Below are 16,265 nucleotides of genomic sequence, written 5' to 3'. Positions count from 1 at the left end.
CTCTCTCGGGCGGAGGACCGCGTGAGCCGGGTGGGCGGGACTCATGTTCGCCAAGGCGCTTCCGGCTCAGCGCCGCTCCAGCTCGTCGCGGAAGTCCCGCTCGCACTGCTGCTCCTCGGCCGCGCTGCCGGCGTTCCGCAGGCACTCGTCCAGATTGCCGAACTCCTCGGAGTTCAGGAAGGACACCCCGGCGGCGATGACGGCGACGGAGGCCGCCAGCGCGATGGCGCCCGTGATCGCGCCGATCAGGGCCATCGCGCCGTTGGTCGCCTCGCCCTTCTTGACGCGGCGGTAGCCGATGACGCCCAGCACGATGGCCGCGATGCCCAGCAGCACACCGCCGATGAGAGTCCAGAACAGCAGCAGGCCGGCCACGCCGACCACGAGGGCGGCGATGCCCAGACCGTTGCGGGGCGGCCGCCCGGCCGGCCCCGGGGCACCGGGGTGGCCCTGCGGGGAGGAGTACGAAGCCACTGCGATTCCTTTCGGTCGGGTGGGTTGGGCGGGGGATGGGGAGCGCGACCCCCACCGCGGATTTCCGGCGGCTTGGCCCGGACGGGACGCCGGCGCGGGAACCCGCTCTCCCCCACTCATACGGGGAACTGCCAACAGGCCCGTGTACGAAGCGTGTTGGCTGGACAACCGGCTTCCCTCCGGCCGTCGCCGCAAACGGGCTCCCGGCCGGGGACGCCACCGGGTCAGTCCGCGATCCGGACCCCCGCAGGGCGCGAGCACGACGAGGCCGGCCCATGCCGCTCCCCGTACCCACCCGGGCCTTCCGCCGCCGGCGGGCCCGGCGGCGAGGAGGGCGCCGGTGATGATCGCGAGCCACCGCACGACGCCGGTGCCCGACTCCCCCTCCTCCCGCAGGTCCCTCTCCCCTCCGTTCACCGCCTTCCCCTGAAGACCAGGATCAGTGCCACCGTGATCACGGCGAGGGCCGGCATGAGGACGCCCATGGACGGCACGTCCGCGGGCGGCTGGTACCTGCTGATCGCATGGTGCGGCACAGGCTTCACCTCCTTCCGCCCGTGGTGACGTACAGGACGACCGCGAGCGAGGCGAGGAAGACCGCCAGGACGATCCACTCGTAGCCCCGGGGCACATGGAGCACCCCCGAGGTGATCGCGTGCAGCGGCATCCCGTCCTCCCCGTCCTCCGCTCGGCACTGGTGGACGGAGTGCCCGCACAGCCGCTGCGCAGGGGGCTGTTTCAGGACGATTCCGCGCGGTGGCGACACGCCGTGGGCGGGTGCGGGCCGGACGCCGGGCGCGCAGGTGGCCGGGCCCCTGCCCGGGAAGCACGGCTCCAGGGGCTCGCGCCGCCGGTGGCGCACTTCCGACTCGCGCCGCGCCGCCGGTGGGAACGATGACAGCGAGGGCGGCCGCGACGCGGTGCCGTACGGGGAAGGGGGACGGACGGGGATGCGGACGACGCCGGGGGCCTTGGCGCGGACCGCGCTGGCCCTCGTTCTGGTGGGCGGCTTCCACGCGGTGTCGTGGGCGCTGGTGCTGGGCTACGCGGCCCTGTCGGCCTTTGTGCTGTGGTCACTCCTGGTCGAGGGCGCGCGCATGACGACACCGGCGCCGCTGTACATGATCGCCTTCGGACTGCCGGCCGTGCTGGCGGTGCTGCGCGGACTGTTCTCCGGCGGGCGGACCCCGGCCGCCCGCAGAGGCCGGGCGGTCACCCGGCGGCAGGCCCCGCGGCTGTGGGAGACGGTCACCGGCCTGGCGCGTGCGGTCGGCGCGCCCGAGCCGACCGAGATCCGGCTGACGCTGGAGGCCAACGCCTCCGTCGGCGAGGACACCCGCTTCGGCGCGGGAGTGGCCGCCCGGCGCATGGAGATCGGCGTACCGCTGCTGGCGGGGCTGAGCGAGGACGAGCTGCGGGCGGTCCTCTGCCACGAGCTGGGCCACTACGCGCGGCGGCACACCCGGTTCGCGGCCACCGCCCACCGGGGTTCGGCCGCCCTGCGCACGGCGCGCGACGGCATCGCCGAGGCGGCGGGGGGCAACTTCCTGGTGGCGTCCTACACGGACTACCAGCGCTGGGTGCTGGGGGCGTATGCGTGGCTGTTCGACGCCGTCACCTTCGTCGTGCGGCGGCGCCAGGAGTTCCAGGCGGACGAGGCGGCGGCGGCCGTCGTGGGGCGGGAGGCCACGGCGTCCGCCCTGACCGCCGTCCACGCCGTCGGCGCGGCCTGGGCCGACTACCGGGCCCGGCTGCTGGACCCCATGGCCGGGCGCGGGCTGACGCCCGACGACCCGCTGCGCCCCTTCGCCGAGATGCTGGCCGACCCCGACTACGCCGAGGCCCTTGGGGAGTGGCGGCGCAGGATGCCGGAACCGCCCCGCTCCCGGCTGGACTCCCACCCTCCGCTGAGCCGCCGTCTGGCCGCCCTCGCCCACGACAAGGGCGCCCCGGACGCGCCGCCCGCCCCGGAGACGGGACGGGCGGCGGACGCCGCGTACCTCCGGCTCCCCGAGGGGGTGTGGGGCTCCCTGCTGCGCCCGCTCCTGCCGCCGTCGGGGCCGCGCGGGCCGGGGCGGCCGTGGCGGGAGTGGCTGGACGACGCGGCCGAGGCGCAGATGGTCCAGGCCGTCGAGGACCTGCGCGAGCCCCTGGCCCGGCTCCTCGGGCCGGACGTCCTGCCGGACCCCTCCGTGGAGGCCGTCCTGGGGCTGCTGGAGGCCGGACGCGGCGCCGAGCTGGCCGAGGCGCTGCACGAGACGGGCTGGGGCACGGACCAGTGGGGTCTGCCGGGGTCGCCCGCGCAGGCGCTGGAGGTCCTGGTGGGCCAGGGGCTCACGAGCGCCGGGCGGGCGGGGTGGAGCCTGCGCTGGACGGGGCCCAGCGCCCTGGTCGCCTACGACGGCGAGGCCCGGGAGGCGGTGGAGCTGGCGCGGGCGGCGGCGGCCGATCCCGCGGCCGTTCCCCCGCTGCGCACCCGTCTCGTCCTGTGCGGCGTCAACACCGCGGCCCCGCTGGACCGCACCGGCCCGGTGGCCCGCCCGACCGGCGGGGCCGGTCCCACCGCCGGTCCCACCGCCGGTCCCGCCACCGCCGGTTCCGCCACCGCCACCGGAGCCGGTGCCGAGAAGCCCGGCCGGCTGAACGGCAAGCCGGGGATGCTGGTGGCCGCGGTGGTGGTCGCGGTGGTGTTCTCCTGGAACCTGTTCACCGGGGACGACGTGCCGGAGCGGCCATCCGTCCCGGGCACACCGGTCGCCCCCCTCTCCCCGCGCTCCTCCTCGCCCCTGCCGTACCCGCCGGCGGAGTGCGGGCCCAGGGAGATCCGTCTGGCGGGCGACTGCGTACCGTTCGGCGACCTCGTCGCCACACCGGGGCCCGTCGCCACCCCGCTTCCGGCCGTCACGCCGGCCCCCGGCGCCGCGCTCCGGTCGCCGGAGTGAGCGGGCCGCGGTGAGCGTGCCGGAGCGGGCGGGCCGCCGGAGGGCGGGTGCCCGGCGGCCGGGGCCGGGCGGCCGGTGGCGGCTCCCTAGCATGGGTGCCATGGACAAGCGTCCGGCCGAGGCCGAGAAACCCCAGGCGACACCGGCACCCGGCCCGGCCCGGGCGCCGTGGCTGATCGTGCTCGCCGCGTGCGCGGGCCAGTTCCTCGTCGTCCTCGACGTCTCCGTCGTCAACGTGGCGCTGCCGTCCATGCGCGCCGGGCTGCGGATGGACGCCGAGCAGCTCCAGTGGGTGGTCAACACCTACACGCTGACCTTCGCCGGGTTCATGCTGCTCGGCGGGCGGGCCGGCGACCTCTTCGGACGCAAGCGCGTGTTCCTGGCCGGACTCGGCCTGTTCACCGCCGCCAGCCTCGCCGGCGGCCTCGCGCAGGAGCCCTGGCAGCTGCTGGCCGCGCGGGCCGTGCAGGGGACGGGGGCCGCCGTCCTCGCCCCGTCCACCCTGACCCTGCTGACCACCTCCGTTCCGGAGGGGCCGGCCCGCGCCCGGGCCATCGGCACCTGGACGGCGGTGGGCGCGGGAGGCGGCGCGGCGGGCGGGTTCGTCGGCGGTGTGCTCACCGACGCGCTGTCCTGGCGCTGGGTGCTGCTGGTCAACGTGCCCATCGGCGTGCTCGTGCTGCTCGCGGTGGCGCTCCGGCTGTCGGCGGACCATCCGGCCGGTGGCGCCCGCCGCCTCGACGTGCCCGGCGCGGTGCTGGTCACCGGCGGTCTCGGCGCGGTGGCGTACGGCATCGTGCAGACGGAGGCGGCCGGCTGGACGGAGCCGGTCACGCTCGTGCCCCTGCTGGGCGGGCTGGCGCTGCTGGGGCTGTTCGTCGCGGTGGAGTCCCGGGCCGGGGCGCCGCTGATGCCGCTGCGCCTGTTCCGGCTGCCGTCGGTGTCGGCGGCCAACGCCGCGATGTTCGTGTGCGGCGCGGCGCTGGTCTCCTCCTGGTACTTCATGTCGCTGTACATGCAGAACGTGCTGCTCTACACACCCCTCCAGGCGGGCCTGGGGTTCCTGCCGCACTCGCTCAGCGTCGTCGCCGGATCCAAGCTCGCGCCCCGGCTGATGCACCGGATCGGGGCCCGGAACACCGCGCTGACGGGCGTGGCGCTGGCGGCGTGCGGCTTCCTGTGGTTCAGCTCGGTGATGGCCGCCGACGGCGGTTACGCGGCCACGGTGATGGGGCCCGGGGTGACGACGATGCTCGGCACCGGGCTGCTGGCCACCCCGCTGGCCTCCCTGGCCACCTCCGGTGCCCCGCACCGGGACGCGGGCGTGGTCTCGGCGATGGTGAACACCTCGCGCACCATGGGCGGCTCCCTGGGCCTGGCGGTGCTCTCCACCGTCGCGGCCTCCCGGATCACCGGCGAGGCCCCGGACGCCCTCGCCCCCGGTTACGCCCTGGCCTACCGCACCGGTGCGGTGGTCCTGGGGTGCTGTCTGGTGCTGGTCGCGCTGACGCTGCCGGGGGAGGGCCGCCGGGCCCGGTGAGACGGCGGGGGCGCGGAGTCACGGACCCGCCGGCGGGCGGACGCGGCCCGCGTACGTCGCGCGCCCTCACCAGTACCGCTCGCGCAGGTCGTCCACGCACTCCTGGCTCTCGGAGGAGGTGTCGGCGTTCCGCATGCAGTCGCGGAAGTCGTCGACCTCGTCGGAGTTGAGGAAGGCCACCGCGGCGGCGATGACGGCGGTGGAGAGCGCCAGCCCGATGAAGCCCGTGATCGCGCCGGTGAGGGCCATCCATCCGTTGGTCGCCTCGCCCCGCCCGACGCGGCGGTAGCCGACGACGCCGAACACGACCGCCAGCACCCCCAGGACCACGCCCAGGAGGGCGGTCCAGAACATCACCAGGGCGATCAGGCCGAGCACGAGGGCGGCGACCCCCATCCCGTCGCGGGGCCGTGCCGGGGGCTCCGGGGGCGGCGGTTCGGGCTCCGGCTCCCCGTAGTGGCCCCAGTCCTGCGGAGGAGGGTAGGAGTGCGAGGGCACTGTGTCCTCCTTTCGGAGGTTTCACCGTATCCGTTCTTCAGCCGTACCCGTCCGCCGGGCCGCCATGCCGCCACCGGTCCGGCCCGGTGGACGGGGGAGCCCGGACCCCCTCGGCCGGGCGTGCGTGGGCCGCGTTAGCGTCGAGGCGTGGACCACGAGAACGCCGGCGCCGACCGCACCCCGCCCTCGCCCCCGCCCGAGCTGTTCTCGCACGAGTTCGCCACCGACCCCTACCCCGCGTACGCCTGGCTGCGCGAGCACGCGCCCGTGCACCGCACCGCGCTGCCCAGCGGGGTGGAGGCGTGGCTGGTGACGCGGTACGCGGACGCGCGCGAGACGCTGGCCGACCCGCGGCTGAGCAAGAACCCCGCCCACCACAGCGAGGCCGCGCACGGCAAGGGGAAGGTGGGGATCCCGGGCGAGCGCAGCGCCAACCTGATGACGCACCTGCTCAACATCGACCCGCCCGACCACACCCGGCTGCGGCGGCTGGTGTCCAAGGCGTTCACCCCGCGCCGGGTGGCGGCCTTCGAGCCGCGGGTGCGGGAACTGGCCGACCGGCTCGTCGACGGCTTCGCGGAGCGCGGGAGCGCCGACCTCATCCACGAGTTCGCATTCCCGCTGCCGATCTACGCCATCTGCGACATGCTCGGCGTCCCGGCCGAGGACCAGGACGACTTCCGCGACTGGGCGGGCATGATGCTGCGTCACGGCGGCGGCCCGCGCGGCGGGGTGGGCCGGGCGGTGAAGCGGATGCGCGCGTACCTGGCCGAGCTGATCCACCGCAAGCGCGGCGACCTGGGCGACGATCTGATCTCCGGTCTGATCCGGGCGAGTGACCACGGCGAGCACCTGACGGAGGACGAGGCCGCGGCGATGGCGTTCATCCTGCTGTTCGCCGGTTTCGAGACCACCGTCAACCTCATCGGCAACGGCACCTACGCGCTGCTGCGCCACTCGGAGCAGCGGCGGCTGCTCCAGGACGCGCTGGCGGCGGGCGACACCGGAGCGCTGCGGACGGCGGTGGAGGAACTGCTGCGCTACGACGGGCCGGTGGAGCTGGCCACCTGGCGGTTCGCCACCGAGCCGCTGGAGATCGGCGGGCAGCGGATCGGCACGGGCGACCCGGTGCTGGTGGTGCTGGCCGCCGCCGACCGCGACCCGGCGCGGTTCGCGGACCCGGACACCCTGGACCTCACACGCGGTGACAACCCCCACCTCGGATACGGCCACGGCATCCACTACTGCCTGGGAGCGCCGCTGGCGCGGCTGGAGGGGCGAATCGCGCTCACGGCCCTGTTCGGACGCCTCCCCGACCTGCGGCTCGCGGCGGAACCCGCCGATCTGCGCTGGCGGGGCGGCCTCATCATGCGCGGACTGCGCGAACTGCCGGTGGAGTTCGAGCCGGTGCGCGGGTGACGCACGGTCATGCATGTGATCTGTGCGTGATCTGCGAGACATTGACTTGTGATGATCGGCCCGGTGACGCTACGTTCAGCCGTCAACCGCGCAACCCTGTCATCTGTCCACGCACGAGAGGCCCCACACATGCTTTCCGGGAACGGTAGACACCGCCGCCCCCGCCAGGCTCCCGCCATCTTCGTCACGGCCGGAGTGACCGGCGCGGGATTCGCCATCCCCCTGCTCGGGGCGGCGGGCGCGCAGGCGGCAGACCTCGACACCTGGGACCGGGTCGCGCAGTGCGAGAGCGGCGGCCTGTGGAGCGCCGACACCGGCAACGGCTACTACGGCGGCCTCCAGCTCACCCAGGAGATCTGGGAGCGCTACGACGGCACGGCGTACGCCGAGCGCCCCGACCTCGCCAGCCGCAGCCAGCAGATCGCGGTGGCCGAGAAGATCCTCGCCGACCGGGGGCCGGAGGCCTGGCCCTCCTGCGGCGTCAACGCCGGGCTGCGCCACGACACCACCGGCGAGGCCCCGGCCATCGACCCGGACAACCTCCTGCCGGAGGAGGACACGCGCGACGGCGGGAGCGGAAGGGGCGGCGGGGGCCTCCTGGACGGCATCCTGCCGGGCGGCGACGCGGAGGAGGAGGGATCCCCGGCCGCCGGCGAGGACGGATCCGGGTCCGGTGGCGGCACGAAGGACGGCGCTGCGAAGGACGGCGCTGCGAAGGACGGCACTGCGAAGGACGGGACCCAGGACGACAACGGGGCTCCGGAGGGCGACGGCGCCGAGGACGGCGAGGCCGGGGACGCCGGCGCGAAGGACGCCGTCCCCGGGGACGAATCCCGCGCCGGGGCGGGGGAGGGCACCGGAAAGCACCGCGGTGAGCGTGACCCGCGCGAACTGGAGCTGGAGCGGGGCACGGAGAGCGGGGCGCCGGAGGGCCGGGAGGCCGCCGGCGACGAGCGGTCCGGGGAGACCGCCGACCGCTCCGCCCGCGCCGAGCGCCCCGCGCTGGCGGGCACCGTGAGCGGTCTGGGAGCCCGCGGGAGCGACGAGGGCTATCTGGTGCGCCCCGGGGACTCGCTTGTGACGATCGCACAGGAGCAGGACGTCCCGGGCGGCTGGAGCGGGCTGTACGAGAGCAACAAGGACGTCGTGGGCGAGGATCCGGACCTGATTCTGCCGGGACAGGAACTCAGTCTCGGATGAGTGCGGACGGCCCTGCGGGATGACCCTCCCGGGCGATTGCGGCGTGTCGTTCCTGTCCGGCCTAACGCTCCTCACCTGACCTGCGGGTTCCAGCCGTGCGGGCGTCAGAAAGGGTGAATCGGCGGTTTCTGACATGCTTTGAGGCGTATGCCCCGGTGTGCTTACCGTCATCTCGCTCGCACCGCGAGTGCCACCGACCGCAGCGCCGAATCCTGCCGGCGGCCGGTGGGCAGTCGTCGCGTCAGCGCCGAGGGCAGGAGCGGGGGAACCAGGTAGGCGCCGCCCCGGACCGCACGGTCCGGAGCGGCTTGGGGTGAAGTCGCCCGGGGCTCCGTGCCCCGGACGGCCGGGCTTGCTCACTGTCCGAACCCGACAGCTCACCTCGCAGGCGTCGGTGAGATAAGGGACGTCCATGCTGTTCACCGGCAAGGGGTACGACAGTCGCACCGTCAGAGCCGTTCGCGCGGCCGCGCTGACGGGCGCCGCGGGCGCCGCCATCGCCGTTCCGGTGGCGGGCGCGCCGGGCGCCTCGGCCGCGTCCGTCGACACCTGGGAGCGGGTGGCCCAGTGCGAGTCCGGCGGCGACTGGTCCATCAACACCGGCAACGGCTACTACGGCGGTCTGCAGTTCGCCCAGTCGAGCTGGGAGGCCGCCGGCGGCACCCGGTACGCGCCGCGCGCCGACCTGGCCACCAGGGAGCAGCAGATCGCCGTGGCCGAGCGGTTGCTGGCCATGCAGGGGCCGCGTGCCTGGGCCTGCGCCGAGAAGGGCGGTCTCACCGCGGGTGGGCCCGCGGCCGATGTGGACCCGGACGGCGGCCGCTCCGGCGGCGGGCGGACGCACTCCGAGCCGCGGAACCGGTCCCAGTCCCAGGAGCGGTCCCAGGAGCAGTCGCAGTCCCAGGAGCAGTCCCGGCCGCAGGGCGCCTCCGAGTCCGGCTACACGGTCGAGTCCGGCGACACCCTGCGCGCCATCGCCGCCGCCCACGGCACCACCTGGCAGCAGATCTACCAGGACAACGCCGACGTCATCGGCGACGACCCCAATCTGATCTTCCCCGGCCAGCAGCTCCGGGTCTGATCCCCTGCTGTGCCCGCCCCGGCGCCACTGCCGTCACCCGGCGGCGCCACCCCGGTGCGGTGTGTCACCTCCTCTGGCGGAGGGCGCGCCGCACCGGGTTTATTCAATTTGGAAACAAAATGCTCCCACTATCTCTGAGCTGCGATTTCACCATCCGTTCCGCCGTATGGCACGGGCTGTCGGCGAGGTGGCGTGCGCGGGCCGGATAGGCTCAGGGCACTGAGACCCGACACACATGCCCGACACACACGAAGGAGACCCTCGTGCCGTCCATCGACGTCGTAGTGGCCCGCGAGATCCTCGACTCGCGAGGCAACCCCACGGTCGAGGTCGAGGTCGGCCTCGACGACGGCAGCACCGGCCGTGCAGCCGTTCCGTCCGGCGCCTCCACGGGCGCCTTCGAGGCCCTGGAACTGCGTGACGGGGACAAGAGCCGCTACGGCGGCAAGGGCGTCGAGAAGGCCGTCCTCGCCGTCATCGAGCAGATCGGCCCGGAGCTGGTCGGTTACGACGCCACCGAGCAGCGCCTGATCGACCAGGCGATGTTCGACCTGGACGCCACCCCGGACAAGTCCTCCCTCGGCGCCAACGCCATCCTCGGCGTCTCGCTGGCCGTCGCCCACGCCGCCTCCGAGGCGTCCGACCTGCCGCTGTTCCGCTACCTCGGCGGGCCGAACGCGCACCTGCTGCCGGTGCCGATGATGAACATCCTCAACGGCGGCTCGCACGCCGACTCCAACGTGGACATCCAGGAGTTCATGATCGCGCCGATCGGCGCCGAGTCCTTCTCCGAGGCCCTGCGCTGGGGCACCGAGGTCTACCACACCCTCAAGAAGGTGCTGAAGGAGCGCGGCCTGTCCACCGGTCTGGGCGACGAGGGCGGCTTCGCCCCGAACCTCGGCTCCAACCGCGAGGCGCTCGACCTCATCCTGGAGGCGATCAAGCAGGCCGGCTACACCCCCGGCCAGGACATCGCCCTCGCCCTGGACGTGGCCGCCTCCGAGTTCCACAAGGACGGAAAGTACGTCTTCGAGGGCCAGGAGCGCACCGCCTCCCAGATGACCGACTACTACGCCGAGCTGGTCGAGGCGTACCCGCTGGTCTCCATCGAGGACCCGCTGTTCGAGGACGACTGGGACGGCTGGAAGACCATCACCGAGCGCCTGGGCGACAAGGTCCAGCTCGTCGGTGACGACCTGTTCGTCACCAACCCCGAGCGCCTGGCCCGCGGCATCGAGGAGAGCGCCGCCAACGCCCTGCTGGTCAAGGTCAACCAGATCGGCTCCCTGACCGAGACGCTGGACGCCGTCGAGCTGGCCCAGCGCAACGGCTTCAAGTGCATGATGTCCCACCGCTCCGGGGAGACCGAGGACGTCACCATCGCCGATCTGGCCGTCGCCACCAACTGCGGCCAGATCAAGACCGGCGCCCCGGCCCGCTCCGAGCGCGTCGCCAAGTACAACCAGCTCCTGCGCATCGAGGAGATCCTCGACGACGCCGCGGTGTACGCCGGGCGCTCGGCGTTTCCGCGGTTCCGCTCCGCGGACCGATAAGCGCAGTCGCTCCGCGGACCGGTAGGCACCGGTAAGCACAGCCGCTCCGCGGACCGGCAGGCGTGCCCGCTCCGCGGAGCGGGCCGAGCAGTGGGCGGGGCAGCCGGAAGCGGCCCCGCCGTCACCGCGTCCCCGCCGCCGTCCCGTACGGTGGCGGGGACGCGGCGGCATGGGCGACCACAACCGCGAGGGCACGGCGACGACAGGGCAGCAGGGGAGGCGGGGTGGCCGCGGAACGGGACAGGTTCTCCACCGCGACCAGGCTCAGGGCACTGGGCGCACAGGCGGCCGAGCGCGTCTACCGCGCCCAGAACCGCCGGATGCGCGCCCCCCGGCGCAGCCGGCTGACCGGCCGCGCCGCACTGCTCGTCATGGTCCTGTGCTCGCTCGTCGTCGCCCTGGCCTACCCCATGCGGCAGTACGTCTCGCAGCGCGCGGAGATCGAGGAGCAGCGGCGCCTGGTCGAGGAGCTTCGCGGCCGGGTCGAGGAGAAGCGCGATCTGAAGGCCCGCTGGAAGGACCCGGCCTACGTCGAGCGGATGATCCGCGAGCACCTGCTCTACGTGCGCCCCGGCGAGACCGGCTACGTCCTTCCGCGCGACACGGCCGGCCGCACCGGCGAGGGCGCCTCCCGTTCCCGCCGTACCGCCGAGCCCGGTCCCACCGGACAGGCCTGGTACCGGAACCTGTGGGACGGCGTGGACACGGCGGACGCCTCCGGCACCGCCGGACAGCGCCCCTGAACGACCCGGACGCGCTCCTTCCGTTCCGCCGGCCCCCGACCGCCCCGCCGGGCCCCCGCGCCCGGCCCCGACACCCCTGAGGCATCCTGGCCGCATGGAAACGCCCCCGCCCCGTACCGAGCCCACCGCGCCGACCGAAGCCGACGTCGAGGCATTCCAGCAGCAGCTCGGCCGCCCGCCGCGCGGTCTGCGCGCCATCGCGCACCGCTGTCCCTGCGGGCAGCCCGACGTGGTGGAGACCGCACCGCGGCTGGAGGACGGCACGCCCTTCCCGACCACGTACTACCTCACCTGCCCGCGCGCGGCCTCCGCGATCGGCACGCTGGAGGCCGAGGGCGTGATGAAGGAGATGACCGAGCGGCTGCGCACCGATCCGGAGCTGGCCGCCGCGTACCGCCGGGCGCACGAGGACTACATCGCGCGCCGCGACGCCATCGAGGTGCTGGAGGGTTTCCCCAGCGCGGGCGGGATGCCCGACCGCGTCAAGTGCCTGCACGTCCTGGTCGCCCACTCGCTGGTCGCGGGCCCGGGCGTCAACCCGCTGGGCGACGAGGCGGTCGCCATGCTCCCGAAGTGGTGGCGCAAGGGGCCGTGCGTGAGCACGGAAGGGAACGGCGAGGACGCCGGGAACGGCGAGGACGCCGGGAACGGCGAGGACGCCGGGAGCGGCGAGGAGGACGCGCGGTGACCGGAACGGCGAACGGTACGGCGAGCGGCGCGACGGTCAGGGTCGCCGCCATCGACTGCGGCACCAACTCCATCCGTCTGCTCGTCGCCGACATCGACCCGGACACCGGCGAGCTGACCGACCTCGACCGCCGGATGACCATCGTCCGCCTCGGCCAGGGCGTGGACCGCACCGGACGGCTGGCCCCCGAGGCGCTGGAGCGCACCTTCGCCGCCTGCCGCGAGTACGCCGAGGTGATCCGCGCACACGGCGTCACCCCCGGCCGTACCCGCTTCGTCGCCACCTCCGCCTCGCGCGACGCCGAGAACCGGGGCGACTTCGTGCGCGGCGTCGTGGACATCCTGGGCGTCGAGCCCGAGGTGATCACCGGCGACCAGGAGGCCGAGCTCTCCTTCACCGGCGCGACCAGGGAGCTGGCGGGCGCGGAGCACCCGGAGGGGCCGTATCTGGTGGTGGACATCGGCGGCGGCTCCACGGAGTTCGTGGTGGGCGGCGAGGGGGTGCGGGCCGCCCGCAGCGTGGACGTCGGGTGCGTCCGGCTGACCGAGCGCCATCTGCTGCGCGACGGCGCGATCACCGACCCTCCCTCACAGGCGCAGATCGCCGCCATGAGGGCGGACGCCGAGGCCGCGCTGGACCTGGTGGAGAAGACCGTCCCGCTGGCCGGGGCGCGGACGCTGGTGGGGCTGGCCGGCTCGGTCACCACCGTCGCCGCCGTCGCGCTGGAGCTGCCGGAGTACGACCCGTCCGCCATCCACCACTCCCGCATCGGCGCGGAGAAGGTCGCGGAGGTTACCGCACGCCTGCTGGCCGCCACCCACGACGAGCGCGCCGCCATCCCCGTGATGCACCCGGGCCGGGTGGACGTGATCGGCGCGGGCGCCCTGGTCCTCCAGACGATCATGGAGCGCACCGGAGCCCGGGAGGTCGTGGTCAGCGAGCACGACATCCTGGACGGCATCGCCCACTCCCGCGCCGCGCGCTGACCCGGCGCCCAGTCCACGGTGCCGAGGCCCCGGGCCTCCGACGGCCCGGGGCCTTCGAGTCCATGAAGGTCGCGAAGGCTCCGGCCGTCACAGATTCCGGTGGACGTCGCGCCGGTTTCCCACCTTCACAACGAGAATGACGAGTTCACCGTCCTCGACCTGATAGGCGATCCGGTAGCTGCCGACCCGGAGTCGGTAGAGCCCGGATGGGCCGGTGAGTTTCTTGACATCGGCGTCCTCGCGGTAAGGATTGTCGCCGAGCGCGGTCAGCGCGGTCAGCGCGGTCAGGATCCGCATGGCATCGGGTCGGCTGATGGCCCGGAGTTGTCGCTGTGCCGCCGCAGTGAATCGGAACGCGTACTTCACGCCGCGTCTTCACCGTGCTCGGCGAAAAGGTCCGCCAGCAGTTCGGCCATCGTCACAGTGGGGCCGCCCTCGGCCAGGACTGCTTCCGCCTCCCGGGCCAGCATCACGTCGGCCGCCTCTTCCAGTGCCTCGAAGTCGGAGATCGGCACCACGGCTGCCACCGGACTGCCGTTACGTGTGATCACCGTCGGAGTGCCCTGCTCGGCCCGGTCGATGTGGTCCGCGAGGTGAGCGCGGGCCTCCCGTACGGTCACGATATTCTCGGTCATGAGGAAAGTGTACACGCCGGTGTGTACACCTGAGGTGATTCGGTCCTGGTCACCGCATCCGCGGCCCGCGCGCTCACGTCCTGTGCAAGAGCGACCCGTACGGGACCAGGCCCTCGCCCGGCACGGCCCGGAGCGCCGCCTGCCAGACCACCGGCGGGCACCCCCCGCCGTTGGGTGTGCTCCGCTCCAGGGTGACCTCGGTCCGGTCGTCCAGCAGGGTGTGCCCGTCGGGGGCGGTGACGGTGAAGCGTGCCGGCGCGGTCGCGGGCCGATGTCGTCGTCCAGGTGCACGGAGAGCGTCCCGAAGGGGTCCCGCGCGGTCGCCTCCCGCTCCGTGCAGTCGTCCCGTACGCACAGCCTGACGGTGGTGCCGCCCCTGCCCCTGCCCCCGCCCTCGGCCGCGTCCGCGGCGGGGCCTGCGGGCTCCCGGGACACCTGGACTCCGGGCTCGGTGCCGATGAGTGTGCATATCCGCCCCTCGTCCCGCGCGGAACCTCCGCGGCCAGCAGGATCGGCAGCGGTGCGAGACGGCGCATCAGGTCCCCACCCCTGTCGGTGGAAACACCATGTCAGAGGCGCGCGGGCGGCGGTACCGGCCGCTCCCGGGCGCCCCCGCGAAGGCGTGGTCGGGGCGTCACGGAAGACCCCGCCGGGAAAGTTCGTGAAGTTCTTCACAAGGAAAAGCGCGCCGACGGGCGATGTTACCTGCCGGTAGTGGCGATTCGGGGTCTCCGCGACCCGGAAGGGGTGGTTCCGGTGATGCCGGAGCGCCGGGCCCCTCTGTCGCGGCGGCCGTGCCGACCGACTCTCCCGGGGAGCGATTGCGCAGCTCACGGCGGGTTTTGAACGTGCTGTGAGGTGATCCGGTTCCCGGTCGAGGGTGTGGTTCCGGTCACGGGTCGGCGGAGTGTAACAGAAGAGGGTGAGATGCTTGTGAAGGCCCTCACGAGGGGTCCCCCGAACGGCAGGGGATACTCGAAGGCATGAGCACCACGGAGCGTCCGCGAATCCTCGTAGTGGGTGGCGGGTACGTCGGTCTGTACGCAGCGCGCCGCATCCTGAAGAAGATGCGGTACGGCGAGGCGACCGTCACCGTCGTCGACCCGCGCTCGTACATGACGTACCAGCCCTTCCTGCCGGAGGCAGCCGCCGGGTCCATCTCCCCGCGCCACGTCGTCGTCCCGCTGCGGCGCGTGCTCCCCAAGGCGGAGGTCCTCACCGGCCGCGTCACCACCATCGACCAGGACCGCAAGGTCGCCGTGGTCTCGCCGCTGGTCGGCGAGTCCTACGAGCTGCCCTTCGACTACCTGGTCGTCGCGCTCGGCGCGGTCTCCCGCACCTTCCCGATCCCCGGCCTGGCCGAGAACGGCATCGGCATGAAGGGCGTGGAGGAGGCCATCGGCCTGCGCAACCACGTCCTGGAGCAGCTCGACAAGGCCGACTCCACGAACGACGAGGCCGTCCGGCGCCGGGCGCTGACCTTCGTCTTCGTCGGCGGCGGCTTCGCCGGAGCCGAGACCATCGGCGAGGTCGAGGACATGGCGCGCGACGCGGCCAAGTACTACAACAACGTCCGCCGCGAGGACATGCGCTTCGTCCTCGTCGACGCCGCGGACAAGATCCTCCCCGAGGTCGGTCCCGAACTCGGCAAGTGGGGTCTGGAGCACCTCCAGAAGCGCGGCGTGGAGGTCTACCTGTCCACGTCCATGGAGTCCTGCGTCGACGGCCACGTGGTGCTCAAGAACGGCCTCGAGGTGGACTCCGACACCATCGTGTGGACCGCCGGCGTCAAGCCGAACCCGGCGCTGGCCCGCTACGGCCTGCCGCTGGGCCCGCGCGGCCACGTGGACACCGAGGCGACGCTCCAGGTCAAGGGCACCGACTACATCTGGGCCGCGGGCGACAACGCCCAGGTCCCGGACCTCGTCGGCCGCGAGGCCGGTAACGAGAACGCCTGGTGCCCGCCGAACGCCCAGCACGCGCTGCGCCAGGCCAAGGTGCTCGGCGACAACGTGATGTCGGCCCTGCGGGGCTTCCCGCAGAGCGAGTACCGCCACGCCAACAAGGGTGCGGTGGCCGGCCTCGGCCTCCACAAGGGCGTCGCGATGATCGCTCTGGGCAAGCGGGTCAAGCTCAAGCTCAGGGGCCGTCTGGCCTGGTACATGCACCGCGGCTACCACGGCCTGGCGGTACCGACCTGGAACCGCAAGATCCGGGTCTTCGCGGACTGGACGCTCGCGATGTTCCTCAAGCGCGAGGTCGTCTCCCTCGGTGCCGTGGAGAACCCGCGCGAGGAGTTCTACGAGGCCGCCGCCCCGGTCTCGGCCGCCGTGCGGGAGGAGTCCCGGCCCAAGGCCAAGGCCTCCTGACCGCACGGTCTCCCGACCGGACACCGGCGCACGCACACGGCACACACCGCAGGGGCGCCCGCCCCTCCCCGCGCGGGGAGGGGCGGGCGCCCCTCGGCGTTCCCGGCCCGGCGGCCCCGGCGGGCCCGCGCGGGGCA

The 16,265-nt window shown here is 73.7% G+C and carries 16 protein-coding genes and 1 riboswitch; of the genes, 10 read left to right on the top strand and 6 right to left on the bottom strand.

Features of this window, described 5'->3' with window-relative positions; genetic code table 11:
• Window positions 1-66 precede the first annotated feature (66 nt).
• The 3 genes from BM237_RS00370 to BM237_RS30190 form a co-directional block, all read right to left on the bottom strand.
• Window positions 67-474 (bottom strand): DUF4190 domain-containing protein, encoded by a 408-nt coding sequence (locus BM237_RS00370; protein WP_093846534.1) that lies wholly within the window; start codon window positions 472-474, stop codon window positions 67-69.
• Between the two features lie 413 nt (window positions 475-887).
• Complete coding sequence (locus BM237_RS30195; protein WP_281253868.1) at window positions 888-1,010, bottom strand: hypothetical protein; 123 nt, start codon at window positions 1,008-1,010, stop codon at window positions 888-890.
• A gap of 5 nt (window positions 1,011-1,015) precedes the next feature.
• On the bottom strand, window positions 1,016-1,141 hold the full coding sequence (locus tag BM237_RS30190) for a hypothetical protein (RefSeq protein ID WP_281253867.1): 126 nt from the start codon (window positions 1,139-1,141) through the stop codon (window positions 1,016-1,018).
• A 283-nt stretch (window positions 1,142-1,424) separates the two neighbouring features.
• Between BM237_RS30190 and BM237_RS00365 the strand changes: the two genes are divergently transcribed.
• Both BM237_RS00365 and BM237_RS00360 read left to right on the top strand, forming a co-directional pair.
• Window positions 1,425-3,416 (top strand): M48 family metalloprotease, encoded by a 1,992-nt coding sequence (locus BM237_RS00365; RefSeq protein ID WP_093846532.1) that lies wholly within the window; start codon window positions 1,425-1,427, stop codon window positions 3,414-3,416.
• 91 nt (window positions 3,417-3,507) lie between these two features.
• Complete coding sequence (locus BM237_RS00360; RefSeq protein ID WP_425443621.1) at window positions 3,508-4,956, top strand: MFS transporter; 1,449 nt, start codon at window positions 3,508-3,510, stop codon at window positions 4,954-4,956.
• A gap of 66 nt (window positions 4,957-5,022) precedes the next feature.
• Here BM237_RS00360 and BM237_RS00355 read toward each other — a convergent pair whose 3' ends face one another.
• The gene (locus BM237_RS00355) at window positions 5,023-5,454 is read right to left on the bottom strand and encodes a DUF4190 domain-containing protein (RefSeq protein WP_093846530.1); all 432 of its coding nucleotides are present in this window, start codon (window positions 5,452-5,454) and stop codon (window positions 5,023-5,025) included.
• Window positions 5,455-5,601: 147 nt separating this feature from the next.
• Between BM237_RS00355 and BM237_RS00350 the strand changes: the two genes are divergently transcribed.
• From BM237_RS00350 to BM237_RS00320, 7 genes are all read left to right on the top strand, one after another.
• Window positions 5,602-6,873, top strand: a complete 1,272-nt coding sequence (locus BM237_RS00350; RefSeq protein ID WP_093846528.1) for a cytochrome P450 family protein — start codon at window positions 5,602-5,604, stop codon at window positions 6,871-6,873.
• A 195-nt stretch (window positions 6,874-7,068) separates the two neighbouring features.
• Window positions 7,069-8,073, top strand: coding sequence for a LysM peptidoglycan-binding domain-containing protein (locus BM237_RS00345; RefSeq protein ID WP_245793328.1), 1,005 nt, complete (start codon window positions 7,069-7,071; stop codon window positions 8,071-8,073).
• Window positions 8,074-8,308: 235 nt separating this feature from the next.
• A riboswitch (cyclic di-AMP (ydaO/yuaA leader) is annotated at window positions 8,309-8,479 on the top strand.
• 6 nt (window positions 8,480-8,485) lie between these two features.
• The gene (locus BM237_RS00340; RefSeq protein ID WP_093846524.1) at window positions 8,486-9,154 is read left to right on the top strand and encodes a LysM peptidoglycan-binding domain-containing protein; all 669 of its coding nucleotides are present in this window, start codon (window positions 8,486-8,488) and stop codon (window positions 9,152-9,154) included.
• Window positions 9,155-9,417: 263 nt separating this feature from the next.
• Window positions 9,418-10,707, top strand: coding sequence for a phosphopyruvate hydratase (eno, locus tag BM237_RS00335; protein WP_093846522.1), 1,290 nt, complete (start codon window positions 9,418-9,420; stop codon window positions 10,705-10,707).
• Between the two features lie 224 nt (window positions 10,708-10,931).
• On the top strand, window positions 10,932-11,450 hold the full coding sequence (locus BM237_RS00330; protein WP_245793327.1) for an FtsB family cell division protein: 519 nt from the start codon (window positions 10,932-10,934) through the stop codon (window positions 11,448-11,450).
• 94 nt (window positions 11,451-11,544) lie between these two features.
• Complete coding sequence (locus BM237_RS00325) at window positions 11,545-12,138, top strand: DUF501 domain-containing protein (RefSeq protein ID WP_093846520.1); 594 nt, start codon at window positions 11,545-11,547, stop codon at window positions 12,136-12,138.
• Entirely contained in the window at window positions 12,135-13,124 is a 990-nt protein-coding gene (locus BM237_RS00320) for a Ppx/GppA phosphatase family protein (RefSeq protein WP_093846518.1), read from the top strand. The genes BM237_RS00325 and BM237_RS00320 overlap by 4 nt, the downstream gene beginning before the upstream one ends.
• An 87-nt stretch (window positions 13,125-13,211) precedes the next feature.
• Here the strand turns inward: BM237_RS00320 and BM237_RS00315 are convergent, their stop codons facing one another.
• Together BM237_RS00315 and BM237_RS00310 are read right to left on the bottom strand one after the other, a co-directional pair.
• Window positions 13,212-13,490: a type II toxin-antitoxin system RelE family toxin gene (locus BM237_RS00315; RefSeq protein WP_093846516.1), complete on the bottom strand. Its 279-nt coding sequence runs from the start codon at window positions 13,488-13,490 to the stop codon at window positions 13,212-13,214.
• A complete protein-coding gene (locus BM237_RS00310; RefSeq protein WP_093847304.1) occupies window positions 13,487-13,759 on the bottom strand; it encodes a type II toxin-antitoxin system Phd/YefM family antitoxin in 273 nt (90 codons plus the stop codon). Before BM237_RS00310 ends, BM237_RS00315 begins: the two co-directional genes overlap by 4 nt.
• 983 nt (window positions 13,760-14,742) lie before the next feature.
• Here BM237_RS00310 and BM237_RS00305 point away from each other — a divergent pair.
• A complete protein-coding gene (locus tag BM237_RS00305) occupies window positions 14,743-16,128 on the top strand; it encodes an NAD(P)/FAD-dependent oxidoreductase (protein ID WP_093846514.1) in 1,386 nt (461 codons plus the stop codon).
• The last annotated feature ends 137 nt before the right edge of the window (window positions 16,129-16,265 follow it).

It is taken from the genome of Streptomyces mangrovi, from assembly GCF_900114215.1.
Lineage (GTDB): Bacteria > Actinomycetota > Actinomycetes > Streptomycetales > Streptomycetaceae > Streptomyces > Streptomyces barkulensis.
The sequence above is the reverse complement of the archived record's forward strand: the minus strand, read 5'-3'. Positions and strand labels throughout refer to the sequence as shown.

Excerpts from the sequence above, each read along its gene's own strand:
- BM237_RS30190 (WP_281253867.1), bottom strand. The coding sequence starts at position 1,141 with ATGCCGCTGCACGCGATCACCTCGGGGGTGCTCCATGTGCCCCGGGGC.
- BM237_RS00365 (WP_093846532.1), top strand. The coding sequence starts at position 1,425 with ATGCGGACGACGCCGGGGGCCTTGGCGCGGACCGCGCTGGCCCTCGTT.
- BM237_RS00360 (WP_425443621.1), top strand. The coding sequence starts at position 3,508 with ATGGGTGCCATGGACAAGCGTCCGGCCGAGGCCGAGAAACCCCAGGCG.
- BM237_RS00340 (WP_093846524.1), top strand. The coding sequence starts at position 8,486 with ATGCTGTTCACCGGCAAGGGGTACGACAGTCGCACCGTCAGAGCCGTT.
- BM237_RS00325 (WP_093846520.1), top strand. The coding sequence starts at position 11,545 with ATGGAAACGCCCCCGCCCCGTACCGAGCCCACCGCGCCGACCGAAGCC.
- BM237_RS00310 (WP_093847304.1), bottom strand. The coding sequence starts at position 13,759 with ATGACCGAGAATATCGTGACCGTACGGGAGGCCCGCGCTCACCTCGCG.
- BM237_RS00305 (WP_093846514.1), top strand. The coding sequence starts at position 14,743 with ATGAGCACCACGGAGCGTCCGCGAATCCTCGTAGTGGGTGGCGGGTAC.